Annotated in this window: 18 protein-coding genes and 1 tRNA gene; 7 read left to right on the forward strand and 12 right to left on the reverse strand. The window is 53.2% G+C overall.

Going from position 1 to position 21,463, the window contains the following annotated elements; genetic code table 11:
* Positions 1-22 precede the first annotated feature (22 nt).
* On the reverse strand, positions 23-949 hold the full coding sequence (gene nac, locus I2123_RS16040) for a nitrogen assimilation transcriptional regulator NAC (RefSeq protein WP_213051003.1): 927 nt from the start codon (positions 947-949) through the stop codon (positions 23-25).
* 458 nt (positions 950-1,407) lie between these two features.
* Between nac and I2123_RS16045 the strand changes: the two genes are divergently transcribed.
* Both I2123_RS16045 and I2123_RS16050 read left to right on the forward strand, forming a co-directional pair.
* Positions 1,408-1,483 (forward strand) — tRNA-Asn (locus I2123_RS16045).
* Positions 1,484-1,623: 140 nt separating this feature from the next.
* On the forward strand, positions 1,624-2,322 hold the full coding sequence (locus I2123_RS16050; protein WP_213051004.1) for an RluA family pseudouridine synthase: 699 nt from the start codon (positions 1,624-1,626) through the stop codon (positions 2,320-2,322).
* A 9-nt stretch (positions 2,323-2,331) separates the two neighbouring features.
* On the opposite strand, the gene I2123_RS16055 is transcribed toward I2123_RS16050, so the two are convergent.
* The gene (locus tag I2123_RS16055; protein ID WP_112164470.1) at positions 2,332-2,871 is read right to left on the reverse strand and encodes a DUF2058 domain-containing protein; all 540 of its coding nucleotides are present in this window, start codon (positions 2,869-2,871) and stop codon (positions 2,332-2,334) included.
* A 192-nt stretch (positions 2,872-3,063) separates the two neighbouring features.
* Here I2123_RS16055 and I2123_RS16060 point away from each other — a divergent pair, with 192 nt between their 5' ends.
* Both I2123_RS16060 and I2123_RS16065 read left to right on the forward strand, forming a co-directional pair.
* Positions 3,064-4,512 (forward strand): AMP nucleosidase, encoded by a 1,449-nt coding sequence (locus I2123_RS16060; protein ID WP_213051005.1) that lies wholly within the window; start codon positions 3,064-3,066, stop codon positions 4,510-4,512.
* Between the two features lie 113 nt (positions 4,513-4,625).
* Positions 4,626-6,056 carry an EmmdR/YeeO family multidrug/toxin efflux MATE transporter gene (locus I2123_RS16065; protein WP_244879844.1) on the forward strand — a complete coding sequence of 477 codons (1,431 nt, stop codon included), beginning with the start codon at positions 4,626-4,628 and terminating at the stop codon, positions 6,054-6,056.
* A 54-nt stretch (positions 6,057-6,110) separates the two neighbouring features.
* Here I2123_RS16065 and I2123_RS16070 read toward each other — a convergent pair whose 3' ends face one another.
* A complete protein-coding gene (locus tag I2123_RS16070; protein ID WP_112164473.1) occupies positions 6,111-6,593 on the reverse strand; it encodes a DUF805 domain-containing protein in 483 nt (160 codons plus the stop codon).
* A 51-nt stretch (positions 6,594-6,644) separates the two neighbouring features.
* A complete protein-coding gene (locus tag I2123_RS16075) occupies positions 6,645-7,715 on the reverse strand; it encodes a LacI family DNA-binding transcriptional regulator (protein WP_213051006.1) in 1,071 nt (356 codons plus the stop codon).
* Between the two features lie 280 nt (positions 7,716-7,995).
* Between I2123_RS16075 and I2123_RS16080 the strand changes: the two genes are divergently transcribed.
* Positions 7,996-9,252 carry a maltoporin gene (locus I2123_RS16080; RefSeq protein ID WP_112164475.1) on the forward strand — a complete coding sequence of 419 codons (1,257 nt, stop codon included), beginning with the start codon at positions 7,996-7,998 and terminating at the stop codon, positions 9,250-9,252.
* A gap of 269 nt (positions 9,253-9,521) precedes the next feature.
* On the opposite strand, the gene I2123_RS16085 is transcribed toward I2123_RS16080, so the two are convergent.
* The 6 genes from I2123_RS16085 to I2123_RS16110 form a co-directional block, all read right to left on the reverse strand.
* Positions 9,522-9,839 carry a PTS sugar transporter subunit IIB gene (locus I2123_RS16085; protein WP_213051007.1) on the reverse strand — a complete coding sequence of 106 codons (318 nt, stop codon included), beginning with the start codon at positions 9,837-9,839 and terminating at the stop codon, positions 9,522-9,524.
* Between the two features lie 73 nt (positions 9,840-9,912).
* Positions 9,913-11,976: a beta-galactosidase gene (locus I2123_RS16090; protein WP_213051008.1), complete on the reverse strand. Its 2,064-nt coding sequence runs from the start codon at positions 11,974-11,976 to the stop codon at positions 9,913-9,915.
* 67 nt (positions 11,977-12,043) lie between these two features.
* The gene (locus I2123_RS16095; protein WP_213051009.1) at positions 12,044-13,255 is read right to left on the reverse strand and encodes a glycoside hydrolase family 53 protein; all 1,212 of its coding nucleotides are present in this window, start codon (positions 13,253-13,255) and stop codon (positions 12,044-12,046) included.
* A gap of 5 nt (positions 13,256-13,260) precedes the next feature.
* Positions 13,261-14,112, reverse strand: coding sequence for a sugar ABC transporter permease (locus I2123_RS16100; RefSeq protein WP_112164478.1), 852 nt, complete (start codon positions 14,110-14,112; stop codon positions 13,261-13,263).
* A 14-nt stretch (positions 14,113-14,126) separates the two neighbouring features.
* On the reverse strand, positions 14,127-15,428 hold the full coding sequence (locus tag I2123_RS16105; RefSeq protein ID WP_112164479.1) for a carbohydrate ABC transporter permease: 1,302 nt from the start codon (positions 15,426-15,428) through the stop codon (positions 14,127-14,129).
* 87 nt (positions 15,429-15,515) lie between these two features.
* Positions 15,516-16,742: an extracellular solute-binding protein gene (locus I2123_RS16110; RefSeq protein WP_213051010.1), complete on the reverse strand. Its 1,227-nt coding sequence runs from the start codon at positions 16,740-16,742 to the stop codon at positions 15,516-15,518.
* A gap of 276 nt (positions 16,743-17,018) precedes the next feature.
* On the opposite strand from I2123_RS16110, the gene I2123_RS16115 reads away from it, so the two are divergent.
* On the forward strand, positions 17,019-18,122 hold the full coding sequence (locus I2123_RS16115) for an ABC transporter ATP-binding protein (RefSeq protein WP_213051011.1): 1,104 nt from the start codon (positions 17,019-17,021) through the stop codon (positions 18,120-18,122).
* A gap of 80 nt (positions 18,123-18,202) precedes the next feature.
* On the opposite strand, the gene I2123_RS16120 is transcribed toward I2123_RS16115, so the two are convergent.
* Both I2123_RS16120 and I2123_RS16125 read right to left on the reverse strand, forming a co-directional pair.
* Positions 18,203-18,535, reverse strand: coding sequence for a DUF496 family protein (locus tag I2123_RS16120; RefSeq protein WP_112164482.1), 333 nt, complete (start codon positions 18,533-18,535; stop codon positions 18,203-18,205).
* A 169-nt stretch (positions 18,536-18,704) separates the two neighbouring features.
* Positions 18,705-19,802 carry an FUSC family protein gene (locus I2123_RS16125; RefSeq protein WP_112164483.1) on the reverse strand — a complete coding sequence of 366 codons (1,098 nt, stop codon included), beginning with the start codon at positions 19,800-19,802 and terminating at the stop codon, positions 18,705-18,707.
* A gap of 225 nt (positions 19,803-20,027) precedes the next feature.
* On the opposite strand from I2123_RS16125, the gene sbcB reads away from it, so the two are divergent.
* Positions 20,028-21,455: an exodeoxyribonuclease I gene (gene sbcB, locus I2123_RS16130; protein ID WP_112164484.1), complete on the forward strand. Its 1,428-nt coding sequence runs from the start codon at positions 20,028-20,030 to the stop codon at positions 21,453-21,455.
* Positions 21,456-21,463: the final 8 nt, after the last annotated feature.

Below are 21,463 nucleotides of genomic sequence, written 5' to 3' on the forward strand. Positions count from 1 at the left end.
ATGATCGCCCATTTTTTCCGTGTCAGCTCGCCGCCAGCATCGGTTCCAGTACCGGTACCGTTTGCTCCTCGACCAGCCCCAGCAGGATTTTCTTCACCGCCATCGCCTCCTGAGACAGCGCCAGCGTTTCTGATACGCATAAGGATAACGGCACCTGAATCGCCGGGCTGCTGATACACGACATCCAGGCTTTCGCCGGGCCTGTCATCGCCCGCGCGGCGGATTCCGGCAAGATAGTCGCACCCAGACCACTGGCCACTGCGGCGGTGAGTGTCGCAGAGGATTCGATTTCACCAATGACGTTGGCGCTCAGCCGGCGTATCGCCATCGCATCATCCACCAGACGGCGCATCACATTATAAGATCGCGGCATGAACAGATTCAGCTTAGCCACATCGCTCAAATCAACGTATTTTCCCGGATTCGGTACGGCGTGCGTGCCGACCAGATAAAGATCTTCTTTCATCAGCGGCTGACTGCACAGCCCGATTTCAGGACGTGCACCGTACAGCACCGCCATGTCCATGCGGCCATCCAGTACCAGTTCGCCGAGCGCCGTGCCGAAGTTTTCATTGAGGTACAACAAAATCCCCGGATGCTGCTCGCGCACGGCTTGCAACAATGGCAATGCCAGCTGCGAGGCGGCCGTTCCCGGCGCAAGGCCGACGGATACCTGCCCGCTCAGCGACTGCCCTGCACTGCTTACCGCACAATGGGCCTGCTCGCACTGGCGCAAAATCGCCTGGGCGTGCGAATAAAGAATATTACCGGCTTCGGTAGGCGTCACGCCGCGCTTGGTGCGAATCAGCAATTGTTGCTGCAACTCACCTTCCAGCGTCGCCAGTTGCTGGCTCAGTGCCGGTTGGGCGATATGCAGAACCTCAGCGGCCTGCGTCAGGCTGCCAATATCGACGATTTTCACAAAGTACTTTAAACGTCTGAGATTCATCTCTGCCTCCATCTTGCGCGGTAAGGGGTACCCTGAACTAAATTTATGTACGTACAGCGTATTTATTAGCAGGTCTGATAAAAGCAAGATCTGCGCCAATCTCGGGTGCGCAGAGGAAAAACCCTGCCTGACCGCGCCAATGCCGCAGAACATAAGAGAAAACTATCGCAGGATGACGAGAGAAAAGCCCGCTTCGGCAGAAATCAAACAGACATGCCCCCGTATTTTCGCGCCTGCTGCACCAACATAATGCATTCTTATGGGTCAGCCTTATCAATTAGCAGGGTTAATAACACCCGCTGAAGAGTGGCCTGGCTTGCGCCGCCAATGGGAAAAAACCGCCTTTTTGACTCTATTCTCAACAACTTGACCAAAGTATCAGCAAACGCACACATTTATGCAGTTTCCCCTTTGACATGCTCAGGGGCAGTCGCTATTATTCGCCCCGTTCCAACGATTCCTCTGTAGTTCAGTCGGTAGAACGGCGGACTGTTAATCCGTATGTCACTGGTTCGAGTCCAGTCAGAGGAGCCATATTAGAAAAGCCCGCTTAGGAAACTAAGCGGGCTTTTTGCTTTTGTGGATTGTCTGATGGCGGGCTGTGCCAGGCCGGATTCGTCACCCGGCGTAAAATTCGTTATCATCCGCCACCCACTTTCCTTCCGGCCAGTCTGATGTCAGCAATTATCGATACTTTTATTGCCCCGCCGTGCCATGACCAGATAGACATTCTTTATCAGGACGAACACCTGTTGCTTATCAACAAGCCCTCCGGGCTGCTCAGCCTTTCAGGGAAGAATCCGCAAAACCTCGATTCGGTGCATCACCGGCTGGTAAAGCTGTTCCCCGGCTGTACGCTTGTCCACCGTCTTGATTTCGGCACGTCCGGATTAATGGTGATTGCCCGCAACAAAGCGATAAATGCCGCACTCTGCCAGCAGTTCAGCAACCGCACGGTGACCAAAATGTACAGCGCCCTGCTGTGCGGACATCTGGATGACGACGAAGGAATAATAGACGCGCCGATTGCCAAAGACCCGGCGCTGTTTCCGCTGATGTCGATTTGCGCAATCCACGGCAAACCCGCCCGCTCCCGGTATCGGGTCGCTGAGCGGATTTATCATGAGCGGGAAGAGGGGACGTTACTGCCATTGACGCGGGTAGAACTCACCCCGGAAACCGGACGCACGCACCAGCTGCGCATCCATTGCCAGCAACTCGGCCACCCTATTTTAGGCTGTGACCTTTACGGCGGTCTCCTGCTGCCGGGGACGGAGCGGACACCGCGGCTGATGCTGCATGCCAGTGAGCTGCATTTTGTGCATCCGGTCAGCGATGAGCCGGTCGTTGCCCGTAATGATAGCCCGTTCTGAAAACGTTGATTACCACATCAAATCATCAGGCACTTTAAAGTCAGCATACGGATCTTCTTCATCCTGCTCTTCCTGACTCAGCGCACTGTTTAATACAATGCTGTTTGCATCGCGCTGGGCAATTTTATCCGCGACGCTGGCGGGGATAATCGCGTACTGACTCTCGCCGCTGCTTTCAACCACCAGACGGGCGATAGCCAGACGGCCACTGATCAGCTGCGCCTGAGTTGTCTTATCCACAAAGATTTTTTTGATTAAATTGCCGTCTGTGAAGTTAAAGCCAATATCGCCTTTTGAAATATCGACTCTGTTCATTTCAATCAGCTGCTTCACCTGCGCTTTATATTCTTTCGATAAGGCCGCTTGTTTTTGTTGTTCGCTCAGCTGCTTATCACGCTCAAGCTGCGCCTTCTTATTTTCTTCCACCGCCTCTCTGGCCTCACGGGCCTGAACGCGTGATTTCTTCGCCGTTCGCTGAACTTTGTCCATTTTCTTGCTGGACACTAATCCCGCTTTTAGCAGTTGCTCTTGTAAAGTCAGTTTTGTCATGTTCGTTTCTAAATCCGTTGAATAATGTGCAGGATTATACCTGTAATTTTTGATGCTATGCCAGATTGCAGGGGCTGAATACCGCGCAGCGTAATTTTCACCGCTTCAGCATCAATTAAACATTGGCGTCACCGGCCAGACCCGCCATATTTAGAGTGACCTGATGATGAACGAAGAAAAAAGGAAAAGCGTATGGATAACAAGTCACTTACCGCTGTAGAGGCGATTGATAAACTCGAAGAGATGTACAATAACTCGGTCGCGGCACTGCGGGATGCGATTAAGGATTTCATCGTTCAGGGCACACTGCCGGACATGGCTGCGCGCGCAGCGGGATTGTTCGTTTACCCGGAACTGCGTGTGAGCTGGGACGGCGTGACGCCCGCTAAAAATCCGACCCGCGCCTATGGCCGCTTTTCTCACCCCGGACGTTATGCCACCACCATCACCCACCCCGAGCTGTTCCACCGTTATCTCATCGAGCAGCTTTCTTTGCTCGAGGAAGAATACAATGCGGTGATTGAGGTCGTGCCGTCGCAGCAGGAGATCCCTTATTCCTACGTCATCGACGGTTCGGATTTGATGCTCGACCGCTCAATGAGTGCTGGGCTGGCAAAACATTTCCCCACCACAGAGCTTTCGCAAATTGGCGATGAAACCGCCGACGGGTTGTATTATCCCGGCGATACCTTTCCGCTTTCACATTTTAACGCGCTGCGCGCTGATTTCTCCCTCGCACGTCTGCGCCACTACACCGGCACGCTAATCGAGCATTTCCAGCCATACGTGCTGTTCACCAACTACACCCGCTATGTGGATGAGTTTGTCAGCTGGGCGTGCGCACAGATTGCCGATCCCGACAGCCCGTACGAAGCGCTGGCCTGTGCGGGCAGCGTATTTATTACCGCCGACACGCTCTATCCGGAACAGGCCGTTTCAGACCTGGCGTGGAAAAAACATCAGATGCCAGCCTATCATCTGATTGCACGCGACGGGGCCGGGATAACACTCGTGAACATCGGTGTCGGCCCGGCGAATGCCAAAACTATTTGCGATCATCTGGCCGTATTACGTCCGCACGTCTGGCTGATGATTGGTCACTGCGGCGGATTACGCGAAACTCAATCCATCGGCGATTACGTTCTGGCCCACGCTTATCTGCGTGACGATCACGTTCTTGATGCCGTCCTGCCGCCGGATATCCCTATCCCAAGCATTGCCGAAGTGCAGCGCGCGCTCTATGACGCCACCAAAAAGATGAGCGGCATGCCGGGTGAAGAAGTGAAACAACGCCTGCGCACCGGGACGGTGGTGACGACCGATGACCGTAACTGGGAGCTGCGCTACGCCGCCTCTGCGCTGCGTTTTAATCTCAGCCGCGCCGTGGCCGTGGATATGGAGAGTGCGACCATCGCCGCACAGGGTTATCGCTTTCGCGTGCCGTACGGCACTTTACTCTGCGTCTCTGATAAACCTCTGCACGGCGAAATCAAACTGCCGGGTCAGGCCAACAAGTTCTATGAAGGGGCAATCTCGGAGCATTTGCAAATCGGTATCTGTGCCATCGATCTGCTGCGCGCCGAGGGCGATCATCTGCATTCACGCAAATTACGTACCTTTAACGAACCCCCTTTCCGATAATTGTTTTTTAACACTTTAATTACCCCGCTTCTTAAAAAAGACTTTGCATAATGCAGAGTCTTTTACCATCATAAATTAAAACGCTGTTCTACTTTCTGCCATCTGGAATTCTCTTGCAAAACGTCATCGTCTCTTTGCGCAAAGCCATCGAGCGCACGCCCTGGTATCCGAAACGGCGTTCTTACCGCACCCTGTTCTGGCGTGAAATCACGCCCCTCGCTGTGCCTATTTTCTTCGAGAATGCCTGCGTTCTGCTGATGGGCGTCCTGAGTACGTTTCTGGTCAGCTGGCTGGGCAAAGAAGCGATGGCGGGCGTTGGGCTGGCAGACAGTTTTAACATGGTGATCATTTCGTTCTTCGCCGCTGTCGATCTCGGCACGACAGTGGTGGTCGCCTTCAGCCTGGGTAAACTCGATCACGAACGTGCCCGCGCTGCGGCGCGTCAGTCGCTGGCGATCATGACCGTCTTTGCGGTGCTGCTGGCGATCGTACTCCAGTTTTCCGGCCATGTGATTATCGACATGATCGCCGGTAACGCCGAACCGCAAGTCAAAGAGATGGCGCTATCTTATCTGCAAATGAGTAGCTGGAGTTATCCGGCGGCGGCCATTGCGCTGATTGGCTCAGGTGCGCTGCGCGGTGCCGGTAATACCAAAATTCCGATGCTGCTGAACGGCGGCATGAACATCCTCAATCTGGTTATCAGCAGCGTGCTGATTTACGGTTGTTTCGGCTGGAACGGTCTGGGCTTTATCGGCGCAGGTCTCGGCCTGACCATTGCCCGATACATCGGTGCGATAGCGGTTATCGCGGTGCTGATGGTCGGCTTTAATCCCTCACTCAAAATCTCGCTGAAAAGTTACTTCCTGCCGCTCAATACCAATATTCTGCGCGAAGTACTCGGTATCGGCATTCCCGCCAGTATTGAATCCGTGCTGTTCAACGGCGGAAAATTACTGACGCAAGTTTTCGTCGCCGGAATGGGCACCAACGTCATTGCTGGTAACTTTATCGCCTTCTCCATCGCGGCCTTAATCAACCTGCCGGGAAACGCCCTGGGCTCGGCGTCGACCATTATCGTCGGTACGCGGCTGGGCAAAGGACAAATCGCCCAGTCCGAACGCCAGCTGCGCCACATCTTCTGGCTGTCGACCTTTGGACTGTGCGTACTGGCGTTTCTGTCTGTGCCCTTCGCTGGCCTGCTGGCGCGCTTTTACACCAATGAAGAAGACGTGATTGACGTGGTCAAAATCCTTATCTGGCTGAATGCCGCATTTATGCCGTTCTGGGCAGCATCCTGGGTTCTGCCCGCCGGTTTGAAAGGCGCGCGCGACGCCCGTTTCACCATGTACGTGTCGATGGTGGGCATGTGGGGATGTCGTATTGTGGTCGGCTATTTCCTCGGGATCGTACTTGGCTTTGGCGTCGTAGGTATCTGGCTTGGGATGTTCCTCGACTGGATCGTGCGCGGAGTGTTCTTCTACTGGCGCATGGCCAGCGGCCGCTGGCTGTGGAAGTATCCAAAGTCGAAGAGGACGCAATAGTAAAGATGAGAAGTTTGCCGCGAACACCGCCGCAAACTCCCGTTTCAGGAAGGCTTATTCAGCAATAACCGGCTTTTGCAAATCCACCGACGTTTTAGATTTCTGGCAGCAGAGGTAAATAATCCCCAGCAGCGGGATCCAGCCAAGGATAATGCCCAGCACCACGTTCATCACGGCGTAAGTTTCGGGCGAGGCATACTGGACAAGGATCATATTCAGCATCCGCGAGATGACGCCCGCCAGATAGACGCCGCCAAACCACCACCCGGACCGGCCAATATCATGCATACGGCGGATACCGACGGCGAGAAGAGGCAGCGCCAGTACCAGCGCGAAAAGGCTGTACGCCATTCCGGCGTAGAGCACGCCAATGTAAGGATCGCCCGCCATGGAGAAGAAAGAGATGGTGCCCATCACCAGCAAAATCATCAACACGATATTACCCAGCGTGAAGACCCAAAATTCCTTTCTGGTCGCCCTGCCCGCAAATTTCACATAGCCTTTCCAGCCCTGCAAATAACACTGCCATAAGGTCATTCCTTCATTTCCTTTTGTCTTTTTAAAAGTCTGAGGGATTTAAACCGTTTCCTACTGGCCGCGCAACTGCGAAGCGAGTTTATCCAGCTGATCGGCGATCTGGTTCAGATCTTTGTCCTGCCCACCCGGCGCGCGGGTGGAATTACGCACAACCAGCTTTGCCGGTAAGACTTTGGAGACCGTAACGTCATTCTTCGTGGCCAGCAGCCGTTCAACCGCCTCTTTGCTTTGCAAATCCAGATCCAGCGACACCGTGGTGAGCGCCGGATGGAAGAACGCGCTGTCATAGGTGTCATCGTAGCCAACGATCGACACCTGCTGCGGGATAGCGACGTTGTGCTGATGCAGCGCACTGATAACGCCCAGCGCCATCTGGTCATTCCCCACCAGCATCGCGGTAAACTGTGGCGTCTCACGCAGCATGTGCAGCGCATTGTAATAGCCACTTTTCGCGCTCCAGTCGCCATGGATAACCGTCACCGGCTGTAACCCCTTCTCCGTCAGCGTCTCCTGCCAGCTCCTGAGGCGCAGGCGCGATGATACCGAATCCTCCGGCCCGGCCAGCAGTGCGAACTCCCGGTGACCTAACTCCAGCAGATATTCGACGCTGGCGCGCGAACCGTCCGCCGGGTTAAAGCAGACGTTAAACACCGTGCTTGTCGGGTCGACATCAAGGAACAGGCACAAAATATCGCGATTGTTCTCGTAGATAAGCTCCGCTTCGGCGCTTTCCAGCGGGATGTTGATAATCACGCGATCTACCCGCTGGGATTTCAGCTCGTTGATGGAGTCCTGAATGCTTTGATTGACGTCTTCGTCAATCATCGAAATCAGCACCTGATAACCGGCCTGATGCGCGTATTTTTTGACGGAGGCGGCTATCTGCGAAGGCGCGTGCAGTGCCAGCGACGTGGTCACCAGCCCCAACGTGAAACTCTGTTTGCCGACCAGTTGCTGTGCCAGACGGTTAGGTACATAACGCAGGACTTCAATTGCCTGCTCGACTTTCAGACGGGTGGCGTCAGAGACGTTGGCGGACTTGTTCAAAACCCGCGAAACGGTCTGATAAGACACGCCGGCGTAGCGGGCAACATCTTCTAATGTCGAACTTTTCGATTTCATTCTCTTTCCCTGCCTGGAACCTGTGAACGTAGCTTACCCCCACATCAATCGACTCAAACTACGGGATCTCATCTAAAAGTTCAATCTGGCGAGCCAGGCACTGCATAAGTTATACGTTAACATTGCATAATCTTGTGATTTAAATCACTACCCGTTTATTTATACACCACAAGTTATGGATCTAAATCACAATTCAGGATGTGTAAAATTGATCATTATTGTTTCTGGGTATCTTATAGATTCCGTAAATGTGAACGTCATACAATCATAAGGAAAAAGAATGAAACACAACTTACGCACTCTGGCTGTGGCGGTTTCCCTCGCCATCACGGCAGGCCCTGCAGTGGCAAATGATATTGATTTTCATGGCTATCTGCGTTCAGGGCTGGGTGTTTCCGGCAGTGGCAGCTTAGAACAGTTCCAAAAAAATAAAGTCGGTCGTCTGGGCAACGAAGACGACACCTACGGTGAAGTCGAACTGGGCAGTGAAGTCTACAAAAAGGACGATGTGAGTTTTTATGTCGACTCCATGGTCAGCATGGTTTCCGACGGCTCAAATGATGATGAAAGCACCGTTAACGACGACGCGCAGTTCGGCCTGCGTCAGCTGAATCTGCAAATCAAAGGGCTGGTGCCGTGGGATAAAGATGCGGTGATCTGGGGCGGGAAACGCTACTACCAGCGCCACGACTTGCACATCATCGACACCAAATACTGGAACATCTCCGGTGCCGGGGCCGGGGTGGAAAACCTGAAGCTTGGCGAAGGTGCGCTGTCCGTGGCGTGGATCCGTGGCGATGCCAATGACGTGGATTACCGCGTCGACGGCGATAATGACGTTAACATCAACTACATCGACGTACGTTATGCCGGAATCAAACCGTGGAACGGCGCGTGGATGGAAATCGGTGCGGACTACGCCATGCCGAACCTGACGCACGATCAGAAAGAGTACGGCGGCCTGTATGACGCGGATAATGGCGTGATGCTGACCGGCGAAATCAGTCAGGACATGTGGGGCGGCTATAACAAACTGGTTTTACAGTACGCGGACAAAGGTCTGGCCCAGAACATGATCTCCCAGGGCGGCGGCTGGTATGACATGTGGAACTACACCAATGACGCCACCGGTTATCGCGGCATCATCACCGGTCTGATTCCGATCACCAGCAAATTCAGCCTCAACCACGTGCTGACCTACGGCCACGCGGATAACATCACGGCTTACACCGACACTACCGAACTGGTCTCGCTGGTTGGCCGCGCGCAGTATCAGTGGACAGATTACGTGCGTACCATCGGTGAAGTCGGTACTTTCTATCAGAAAGATGATTACAAGAACGGCTCTAACTACAAACAGGGCGGCCAGAAATACACCCTGGCGATGGGTCTGGCAGCAGGTCCTGAGTTTATGTCCCGTCCTGAACTGCGCGTATTTGCGTCGTATCTGAATGACTCAGAGCATGGCGATACGTTTGAAGATCACACCAAATCCGACACCTGGAACTTTGGGGTTCAGGTTGAAGCCTGGTGGTAAGTTGTTTGTTCATGAAGTAAACGTTATGCCTGAAATACCGTATTAAAATAAATCTGTGTCTGATGATATTACGAAATAACCTCATTGTTATAAATGCTCAGGGTTTAACGCATTTTCTCTTGTAGGGGATCGTGACGTTTTTTGTACCCGCACAGCAGCATCGTTATTATTACTAAAGTGTCAAAGTAAATAAAAAAGGCAGCCAAATTATCTGGCTGCCTTTTTATTATTTCAGTGTGCTTTTAATTTAACTTAAAATTTAAATAAGCTTAATTACTCTGTAAGCCAAACTTTTCAGTCATCAGTTTCTTCAGGCTGTCGGACTGCTTGCCGAATATCGCATGCACTTCCTGGCCGATAATGACCACACCAATCGCGCCGGTCTGCTGGATAGCGCCTGAGTTAACGCGCTTTAACTCTTTGACCTTCACGCGCAGACGGGTAATACAAGCATCGACATTGATAATGTTATCGTGCCCGCCAAGCGCCTCAATTAATAACGCGACGTCGGTGGACGGCGGTACTTCATCTTTCAGATTTTTATTCTTCGCCGAGAACACATGCATAAAGTCTTTAATATTGACCATGATTAATCCTCTCTTGCAGAAATGAAAAAACGTGCAGCAGGGAATATTCCCCACGGCACGTCAGGAGTAAAACTTATTGTGTGATTTTACGCGTCAGGATCTGGCAGCCAAATGCCGGTAACGTCAGTTTGCGCGGCAGGTTCCCGCCGTGAACGATATCCTGATAATCCTGCGGCAAGGCAACGGTCTGGCTGTCAGCATTGTAGTTTTGCAGGAAGATAAACTCGCTTTCACCATCGGTACGGCGCGCGGCAGTCACACCTTCCGGCAGCGGCGTATTGATGGCGCGCGGCAACTTCATCTCCTTCGCCAGCGCGGTAAAGAAATCGGCATGGAACTGCTGATCGTTACGCGACGCCACGTAGTACGCCTGCCCTTTGCCGTACAGATTCACGGTCACGGCCGGATTACCGGCATAGAAATCGTCGCCGTAGGTGGCCAGCGCTGCCGCCCCTTCCAGATGGATCACTTCGCACAGCTGCGAGGCGCGATACGGGCCGCTGAGCCCCAGCGCGTTGCCCTCCACACCGGCGACGCTGTTGTGCTGTTCATCGGTCAGGCTGTCTATCTCTTCCGCCCAGATGCCCAACACCGGTCGCAGCGGTCCGGGGAATCCGTTGAGGAAGCACAAATCGGTTTCGTTGACGATCCCGCTCCAGTAGGTCGCGACAAAGCGTCCGCCAGCCTGAACAAAGGCGCTGATGCGCTCTCCGACGCCCTCGCGCACCATGTACAGCATCGGGGCAATCACCAGATCGTAGCCCTGCAAATCGCAGTCTGCGTTAATCACGTCCACCGCAATTCCCTGCGCCCAGAGCGCGCGGTAATGATCGGCGACGGTATTTTCGTAATGCAGCCCGGCGTTACGCGGCCCCATCGCATCATCCATCGCCCAGCGGCTTTCCCAGTCGAAGATGATGGCAACTTTGGCTTCTACACGGCTGCCCGCCACCGGCGATAATGCCGATAAAATCGAGCCAAGCTCTGCGACTTCGCGCCCGACGCGGGTGTCGATGTGCCCGACGTGATCGACCACTGCACCGTGGAATTTCTCGCAAGAACCACGGCTTTTACGCCACTGGAAATACTGCACGGAATCCGCTCCGTGGGCGACCGCCTGCAAGGAAGAGAGAATGTGCATTCCCGGCTTTTTCAGTTTGCTGGTCGGCTGCCAGTTGGTGAAACTCGGCGTCGATTCCATCAGCACAAAAGGCTTGCCCTGCTTGAGGGTACGCATAAGGTCATGATACATCGCGGTATACGCCGCGAGACCGATGTCATCCTTACGGGTGTGCCACATCGGGTAGCTGTCCCAGGAAATGAAATCCAGCACGCCGGCAAGTTTCCAGTAATCGTAATCGTAGAAATATTCCATGAAGTTAGTGGTCGCCGGTAACGCCGGATTTTCGGCTTTCAGCGGCCGGATTTCTTCGCTGCAAAAACGCGTAACCTGATCGGTATTAAAACGCCGCCAGTCAAGATTCAGGCCGTGAACCCCATTTTCGCCCTGCGGTGATGGCGATTCGAGCTGCGACCAGTCGGTGTAAGTGTGGCTCCAGAAGGTGCTCCACCAGGCTTTGTTCAGCGCATCAAGCGTGACATAACGGGCTTTCAGCCAGTCGCGAAACTGCCCCTGACAGGCGTCGCAATGGCATTCGCCGCCGTATTCATTGGAGATGTGCCAGCCAATCACCGCCGGATGGTTCGCGTAACGCTTCGCCAGCTGGCCGTTCATCAGCTGCACTTTTTCGCGGTAAACCGGCGAGCTCATGCAATGATTATGACGCCCGCCGTGCAGCGCGGGAACGCGGTCGCGCCCGACGCGCAGTACCTGCGGATATTTTTGCGACATCCATGCCGGACGCGCGCCGCTGGGTGTCGCGAGAAACACCGAAATACCGTTTTCATGCAGGCGGTTTAGCACCTGATCCATCCAGTCAAAGGTGTAGCGGCCTTCTTCAGGTTCCAGCGCTGACCAGCTGAAAATCCCCACTGACATCACGTTGCAGCGTGCTTCTTTCATCATTTCGACATCGCGCACCAGCACGTCGGGGTGATCCAGCCATTGCTCGGGGTTGTAATCCGCGCCGTGTAACAGACCGGAAATCTTACTGCTCAGAAGAGGGAATTTCGTCATGCTTAATCCTTTAAATCCGTAAGAAATAGACAGTGCTCCCCGGCCAAGGCGGCCGGGGAAAAGGGAATCAGTTGAAGACTTTGATGGAAGGTAAAACCTGACCGTCACAGCTGAACAGCGCCTGATTTTCGCGGGCGTTGCCCTCTTTCCAGTGGTCATTGATGTAGGTCATTCCAGCCGGTGTCGCCCAGCCCGCGCCATTAACCGGGATCCAGGTCGGCTCCCAGTAGAACAAGCCTTTGCCGCGGTTTTCGGGCACAGCCACCAGACTTTTGATCATATCGCTGAGGAAATCGGCCTGACCCTGCACGGTGCCCGGATAGCCGCCATCTTTGGCTTCTTTCTCGTTGAAGCTGTTCTCGGCGGCATCGCAGTTTTGGGTGCTGTAGCCATACGCCACTTCAACGACGATCACGTCTTTGTTGTAGCGTTTACTGATGTCGTCCATGTTCGTTTGCAGCGCGGAGATCGGCCCGTTCCAGTAGGTATAAAACGACAGGCCAATCACGTCGTAAGGGACGTTGCGCTGATTGATTTCATCGAACCACCAGCGGAAGGTGTCATTCTTCGTGCCTTCGGCCAGATGCAGCATGATTTTGATTTTCGACGGGTCTTTCTCATCCGCCCGCACGCCGGAAATCGCCGCATTCAGCAGTCCGGCCAGACGGTCAAACTCACCGCCGCCCTCGCCCCAGCTTTTGCCTTCCGGCCACAAAATCCCGCCGTTCATTTCATTGCCGACCTGCACCATGTCCGGCACCACGCCCTGCTGGCGGAACTGCGCGATCACCTCACGGCTGTAATCATGAATGGCAGTTTTCAGCTGCGGATAATCCATCTTCGCCCAGCTCTTCGGCTTGAACTGTTTTCCCGGGTCGGTCCAGAAATCGCTGTAATGGAAGTCGAGCAGAATTTTGAAGCCCTGCGCTTTGGCGCGCTTCGCCAGTTCCAGCGTGGTCGCCAGGTCGTTATTGCCGCCGCCGTAAGGTTTGCCCGCCGCGTCTTTCGGATCAACCCACAAACGCAGGCGCACGTAGTTAAAACCGTTTTGTTTAAGGATCACCATCGCGTCCTGCTGCTTGTGGTTCTGATCAAAAAACTTGCCACCGTGCTTTTCAACATCAATCAGCGTGGAAATGTCCGCGCCTTTAATGAAATCTGCCGGAACGTTGGCGACCTTTTTGATACTGACGTTTTCTGCTGCACAGGAAAATGACATCGCCAGAAACAGGCAGGCAACCGTACTTTTAGTGAAACTCTTTGTATTCAGGAAAGTCATGATGATCATCCTTTAGTGCTGCCGGCGGTCAGGCCGGAGACGAAGTATTTTTGTAAGGCGAGATAGAAAATGGCGACCGGTACCGCGATCAGCACCGCCCCGGCGGCGTACATGGTGTAGTTCGCCCCCATTTTCTGGGCGACCAGGTTATAGAGGCCGATCGGCAGCGTGTATTTATCCGGCGTGCGCAAAATGGTGCTGGAGAGAATGAAATCCCCCAGCGGCCCGGTGAAGGAAAACAGCGCAATTACCGCCAGAATAGGCTTCGACAACGGCATGATGATTTCAATAAAGATGCGGAAATTACCCGCACCGTCCATCCGCGCTGATTCATCCAGATCTTTCGGAATAGCGTCCAGATAACCTTTCATCAGATAGGTATTCATCGGAATCATGCCGCCGACGTAAATCAGCACCAGTGCCAGATGGCTGTTAATCAGCCCCAGAAGCTGCGCCAGCACGAAGATGGCGATCAGCGCCGAAAACTGCGGGATCATCTGCAATAAAAGAAACAGCATCAGCCCGTCTTTGCGGCCCTTAAAGCGAAAGCGCGAGAAGGAATAGGCGGTGAAACTGACGCAAATCAGCGTCAGCACCATGGTCAGGAAACTAATTTTCATCGAATTCCAGTACCAGCCGACGTAATTCACGTCACCGTTAAACAGGTCTTTGTAATGTTGGAAAGAGACGTTCTCCGGAATAATCGACGTACTGAGCAGGCTGTTACCGGCGTTCAGCGAGGCGCCGACGGTCCAGATCAGCGGATAAATAATAATAACCGCCACGATCAGCAACAGAAAATAACTCAGCGACAGGCGGATAAACTTACTTCTTTTAATACTGCTGTTTTTACTCATTACCCGGCTCCCGCTTACGCCATATCATCTTGTTTAAATGAATTGGTTGAACGGAATTGCCACAGTGCAATACCGACAACAAATATTGACAGCAAAATCGTAATGGTCGCGGCAATGGCATATTGCGATGACGACATGGTGAGTTTATATATCCATGACACCAGAATATCCGTTCCGCCTGCATTCGATCCGGCCACTGCCGGGCCACCGTTATTAAACAGGTAGATAATATTGAAGTTATTAAAGTTGAAGGTGTATTGCGTAATAATGATCGGCGCAATGGAATACAGCACCAGCGGCAGCGTAATGGTTTTTAATTTCTTCCAGGTGCTCGCACCGTCCATCGTCGCCGCTTCATATAAATCATTCGGGATCGCCTGCAATACGCCGGTCGTCATCGCGAAGACAAACGGGAAGCCCAGCCAGGTCTGCATCATGATCAGCGCCGTTTTGGTCCAGAACGGATCGGTCATCCACGCTTTCGGCTCAATTCCTAACGCCGCCAGAATGCCGTTGTTGATGACGCCAAAGGAATCATTAAACATCCCGGCGAACACCAGAATAGTCACGAAGCCAGGCACCGCCCACGGCAAAATCAGGACGGTGCGGATCAGCGCCTTGAAACGTAAATCTTTCTGATTCACCAGAATCGCCAGCATCACGCCGACGGTACATTGCAGCGTGGTCGCCAGCACGGTCCAGACTACCGTCCACTGTAAAACGTCCAGCAGCGTTGAACGCCAGATGTTCAGCGTGAAGATATTAATAAAGTTTTTGAACCCGACCCAGTCGACTAATTTCGCCGGTGGCGTGTGGTACAGATTGTAATTCGTAAAAGCGATGGAGAAGCCAAAAATAATCGGAAATACCACCACAAATACCAGCAAAATAAAGCCCGGCGTTATCATCAAATAAGGAAAGCCTTCGCGCAGCAGTAAATGATACTGCTTTCTGACGCCGGGTAATTCCATCCCCAAATCACGTCTTTTGCCGTTCAGCCACGCATCGCGCAGGCTCCAGTAATAAAAGCCAACGCCAAAGGCGGCGATCAGGACGCTGATAATCCCTTTAGCCAGCAGGAAGATGGAATTATCGCGCGGAACTTCTTCGCCCAGCGTATATAACCCCCACAAGCCCTGTTGCAGGAAATCATAAAATACACCGGCGAAGCAAAACAGAATGATAAAAAAGATGATTCCCTTGGCCCATTGTCGGTTATAGAACTGACCAAAACCGGGGATCAGCGCCGCAGCCAGTGCCACCGGCGCGTGGTGGCTGGCGGAGTGTGGCACGTGGTTTTCCTCGTCAAGACGCATAGACACAAAGATATTCCTTTCACTGGTGAGGGAGTGAAATCACTCCCTCCTTTCAGACGTACAGGTGTTGGTGAATAATTCAGCGAATTACTCGTTGCTGGCTTTTGCCGCTTCGATTTGCATCTGGATGTTTTTCACGGCGTCATTAAGCGCGGCCTGCACCGGCTGCTTGCCGGTCACGCCGAGCTGGATACCGTTGTTAGCCGGTCCCCAGACTTCCTGCATTTCCGGTACGCCCGGCATGGCGGTCGCGTGGGTGGACTGCAACGCCACCGCGTTGGCTTTTTCATCGTTCTTGATCATCGGATCATTGACCAGCACAGTCAGTGCCGGGATTTCCTTGGTCACTTCGTAACGCACCTTGGCGTACTTAGGCTGGTTGATGAAAGTGATGAATTTCTCCGCCAGCGGTTTCTGTTTACTGTAGGTCGATACCGCATACCCTTTCACGCCGAGGAAAGAACTCATCGGTTTGCCATTGGGCAACAGCGGTAACGGTTTCACGCCGTAATTGATGCCCGCCGCTTCATACGGCTGGAACGCCCACGGGCCGGTGATCACCGCCGCCGCTTTCTTCTCGGTAAACAGGGAATCGATGGCGTTCAGGCCGTTATCGCCGGTAATTCCCGCCGGGAATAAACCGTCGGCATAGAATTTTTTCAGGTAAGTCACGGCTTCGACGCTACCCGGTTTATTCAGGCCGATGTCTTCGACGTTTAGCTCACCTTTGGCGTCTTTGCCAAAGATATAGCCACCCATAGACGAGATCGCGCCGTAGGCGTAATACACCTCATCGAACTTGGCGAGCAGACCGTATTTGCCTTTCGCCCTTTCCTCTTTGGAGAAGGCGTAATACTCATCGAGGGTATCCGGCGCTTTTGGCAGCAGGTCTTTGTTGTAGATGAGTACCAGCGTTTCGACCGCTTTAGGCACACCGTAGGTTTGCCCTTTCTGCTGGAACGCGTTGATGGCCGACGGCGTAAAGCTGTCAGTGAACGCTTTGTCGAGCGTAAGCGGAGCCAGTAATCCCTGAACCACGGCGGTGCCCAGCTGGTCATTGGGGATTACCACCACATCAGGACCAATTCCCGCCGGGCCATCCAGACGCAATTTTTCGGTTTGCTGCGCGTAAGGCGTTTCCTGCACCACAACTTTGACGTTGTTCTCTTTTTCAAAGTCTTTAACAGCGTCGGCAATACCTGAAGATTTCTTAATATCTTCCCAGACAAGTAACTGACCCTCGGCTGCCCGGACGGCCTGGCTGCTGAGGCTTAATGACATCAGTACCAAGGCAGTAAGGTGTGTAATTTTCATTGTTGCTCCTGGATGTGAAGGTATAACATTTTTGTGTGGAACCTGACGACATCCAATCAACAACCCATGCTATTAAACCCTTTACAACCTGAATGCACGGTGATTAATGTCGTTTCTCAATTCGTGTTATACGTTAAACTTTGAATAACAAAATCACTACCAAAAGATGTGTATTGTGTGATCTCCTCTCCAAAATTCGAACCGCCCTGTGCAAACGTTTACACAAGGTGGTTATAGTCCGAAATATCAGCGGTATGAATCTTTAAGAGGTCAAAAATGTCCAGCATCAGACTCAAAAATGTGGTGAAGCGTTTCGATAAAACCGTGACGCTGCATAACATCAATATTGATATTGAAGACGGTGAATTCACGGTGTTCGTCGGACCGTCCGGCTGCGGGAAATCCACATTGCTGCGCATGATTGCCGGGCTGGAAGAGATTACGGAAGGTGATGTGTATATCGGTGAGCAGCGGGTGAACGACGTCGATCCTTCCCGCCGCGGCGTGGCGATGGTGTTTCAGTCGTATGCACTTTATCCGCACATGACGATTGCCGAGAACATGGGTTACGGGCTGAAAGTGAACGGCGTGCCGAAAGAGGAAATTCGTCATCAGGTGGAGATGGTCGCCAAAACCTTACAGCTTTCCCATCTGCTGGACCGAAAACCGAAACAACTTTCCGGCGGACAGCGCCAGCGCACCGCCATTGGCCGCGCGATTGTGCGCAATCCGCAGGTTTTTATGTTTGATGAACCCCTTTCCAACCTGGATGCCGAACTGCGCGTGGACATGCGTCTGCACATTTCGAAACTGCATCAGGAATTGAAAACCACCATGGTGTATGTCACCCACGATCAGACCGAGGCAATGACGCTGGCGAATAAAATTGTGGTGATGAATTACGGAAAAGTGGAACAGATGGGCGCGCCGATGGATCTCTACTACAATCCGGTGAATAAATTCGTCGCCGGTTTCATTGGGTCGCCGAAGATGAATTTCCTGCCCGCCGAGGTGATAAGCTGGCAGCCTGATCGGCTGGAAGTGCGTCTGACGCCGGAGAAAACCCTGACGCTGGCTCTGAGCACTCGCGAACTGGCCACCGGTGATGCCATTACGCTCGGCATCCGCCCGGAGCACTTATTGTCGAAAGAGACGGAAAATCAGCTGGAGTTTAACTGCGAAGTGGTCGAGCGACTGGGCAACAGCACGTACCTGTTTGGCCAATGCTACGGCACCGACGGTTTCAAAATGCTGCTGCCGGGCGACATGGCGTTCAATCCGTACCAGAGCCTGACCACGTGGTTTGACGCCGAGCGCTGCATGGTGTTCGACGACGCCGGTCTGCGGATCAGCGCAGCGAGTTTGTCTCATCTGCACTGACCGCCACATCCGCTCCTGCAAAATTTGGGCATAAAAAAACCGGGCATAAACCCGGTTTTTACTTTTTGGCGGCAACGAAATTATTTGGTTTCGTTGGCTTTAATTTCGCCCATCGCTTTCAGCTTTTTGGACATCTCACGACGCTCTTTCGACAGGTCTGCATTGCGGATGATGTAGTCATCAACACGATCTTCATAGTCGCCGCGCATGCTGGCAATGATCGCCTGAATTTCGTCGATGCTCATGCCTGGCTTGATGTAATCGCTCAGGTTGTCGAGCAGCAGAACACGCTTCTGGTTGTCGCGGATTTTCTTTTCGTTGTCAGCAATTTCACGTTGTAATTTGTTTTTACGACGGAAAATACGCACGAACTCCAGAACGTTCTGGAAGCTAGGCTTATTGATATTGTCCATTTTAACACCTTCGATTAAGTTACACAGATTCAGTGACTGATTTGTCGCAACCGCTTTGCCTACAAAGAATAACAACTTAGCAAAAAGCGTAGCAAAATTCGTGCTGCGCGCTCAGATAATCGTCCAATAACGCCATCTTACCCGTTTTAGGCCGCAGACAAAAATCCCTTCACGCTTTCGACGTTTTAACGCTGCTTATTTGAGCTTCTTCTTTCTGCATCACCATGGTGATCAGGTCGCCCATGGATTTCAGTTGCTCCGCCACCTGGGCGCTCAGCCAGACATAGCCATACACCTGCGCTTCCAGGTGGTTGGCCGCATTCATTTCGGTCATCAGCGCTTTCAGCTCCTCCGCCGATTCATTGAGCTCATTGGAAATGTTCAGTTCATCGCCGCGCGTACCGTTAAGCAGCATCAGGCTCAGCTTTTCCAGCGTATCGAGCATCAGCAGCTGTGCGCTGCGCAACGTGCGGGCATTGAGCATCAGAAAATGGCTTTCGCGTGAACTCCAGTAGGCATCGGCCAGCAGCTCCAGCGTGCATAACAGATTACGGCTCAGTGTCTGGATGGCGTCAAACGCCTCGCGAGGAACACGGGTTTCTTTACTCGATGGCGCAAACAGTGAGCGCATCTTGACCATCTGGCTCATGGCACCTTTCAGCTTACGATCCAGATGCGGGCGATCCAGCAGGTTCGGCGACAGCCACGCGCTGTAGATTTTATTCAGCGACATCAGATAATCTGCCATCTGCATGCGCCAGTGAATAAAGGCGCGTTGCGGATAAATACTGGCAAACAACAGCGCCAGCAGGGATCCGAAAATGACATCACCGGAACGCCACAGCGCCATTTCCATATCTCCCGGCCCCGCACCGCATACCACCGCCAGCGTAATGCCGATCAGTAGCGCCATATAAGGCCGTTTGCCAAGGGTCAGATACCCGCTGACAAACATCACGACTGCGCACCAGACCAGCATCACCGGCAGCGAATAAAGCTCGAGCCACAGGGCAATCAACCCGGACGCCGCCCCCAGCACCGTGCCGGTCACGCGCTCCATCACCCGCTGAACCACGTTTCCCCAGAATGAAATCGGCCCCATCACCACTACCAGCGTGATCAGCGGCCAGGTGCCTTCAGGAATATGGGTCAGGCGCACGATAAGGAACGTCAGGATAAACGCCAGCGCGATACGCAGCGCATGGGTAATCCGATAGTTGCGGTAGATAACGTTATCCAGCGGAGAAATTTTCTTATCGAGACGCACGTTTAGCCAGCCGTAGGCGAAAGTTAAATGATGGCGCTAGTTTAGCTGAGTTAATAAAGCGGATCACCCCGGTTTGGTCAGGGTTTTGAGGGATGGTTACGGAAAAACCCGACGTTTTTAGCGCTGTCTTCCAGAGCAGAGGATTTTGTCATGACATCACGGCGACGGATGGTATCCTATCCGGAGTTTCGTCCCCATTCCCGCAGTGATAAGGTTATCTTCGTAATGTCAGACAAGCCGCAAAAAACCTTTTATTTCCACGATTACGAGACATTCGGTAAAAATCCGGCGCTGGATCGTCCGGCACAGTTTGCCGGGGTAAGAACTGACGAAGATTTCAATATCATCGAAGAACCGTTAGTGATCTATTGCCGCCCGTCTGACGATTATCTGCCCGAGCCGGAAGCCGTGATGATCACCGGCATTACGCCACAAATCGCGCTCGAACGCGGCCTGAACGAAGCGGAGTTTACCGCGCAAATCCATCAGGCTTTCAGCGTGCCTGGCACCTGTATCGTCGGGTATAACAACATCCGTTTCGACGATGAAGTCAGCCGCAACATTCTGTATCGCAACTTTTACGACCCGTACGCCTACAGCTGGCAGAACGGCAATTCCCGTTGGGATTTACTCGACGTGATGCGCGCCTGCTACGCGCTGCGCCCGGAAGGCATCAACTGGCCGGAAAATGACGAGGGTTTCCCGAGTTTCCGCCTTGAGCACCTGACCAAAGCCAACGGCATCGAACACGAAAATGCTCATGACGCGATGGCCGATGTTTACGCCACCATTGCCATGGCGAAACTGGTCAAACAGGCGCAGCCGCGTCTGTTCAGCTTTCTGCTGGAGCATCGCAGTAAGCACAAACTCAACCAGCTTATCGACATCCCTTCTATGGCACCGCTGGTGCACGTCTCCGGTATGTTCGGTGCCGCGCGCGGCAATACCGCGTGGGTCGCGCCGCTGGCGTGGCATCCTGAGAATAAAAATGCCGTGATCATGTGCGACCTGGCCGGTGATATGTCGACGCTGCTGGATCTCGATCCGGATCAGATGCGTGAACGCCTGTACAGCCGCCGTGATTCGCTGGAACCCGGTCAGTCTCCTCTGCCTGTCAAACTGGTGCACATCAATAAATGTCCGGTGCTTGCCCCGGCCAAAACGCTGTTGCCGGAAAACGCCGAGCGCTTAGGCATTGATCGTCAGCGTTGTCTGGAGAACCTGCAACTGCTGCGTCAGAATCCGCAGGTGCGCGATAAGGTGGTAACCATGTTCGCCGAAGCCGAGCCCTTTGTCGCTTCCGAGGACGTTGATGCCCGCCTGTACGACGGTTTCTTCAGTGACGCCGATCGCGCCGCGATGCGCATTCTCCTGGAAACTCGCCCCGAGAACCTTCCGGCACTGGATCTGACGTTTAACGATTCGCGCATCGAACCCCTGCTGTTTCGCTTCAGAGCGAGAAATTATCCTGAGACCCTGACGGATGCCGAACAGAAACGATGGATGGCGCACCGACAGACCAAGCTGACCGATGAGCGTTTCCAGAATTATGCCTTAGAGCTGGAGGCGCTCTATAACTTGCATGAGGGGGATGCTGAGAAGATAGCGCTTCTCAAAGCGCTGTTTGAATATGGGAAACGGTTAGCGTCGTAGAGTGCAGA

The organism is Rahnella inusitata, from assembly GCF_018288855.1.
GTDB lineage: Bacteria > Pseudomonadota > Gammaproteobacteria > Enterobacterales > Enterobacteriaceae > Rahnella > Rahnella inusitata.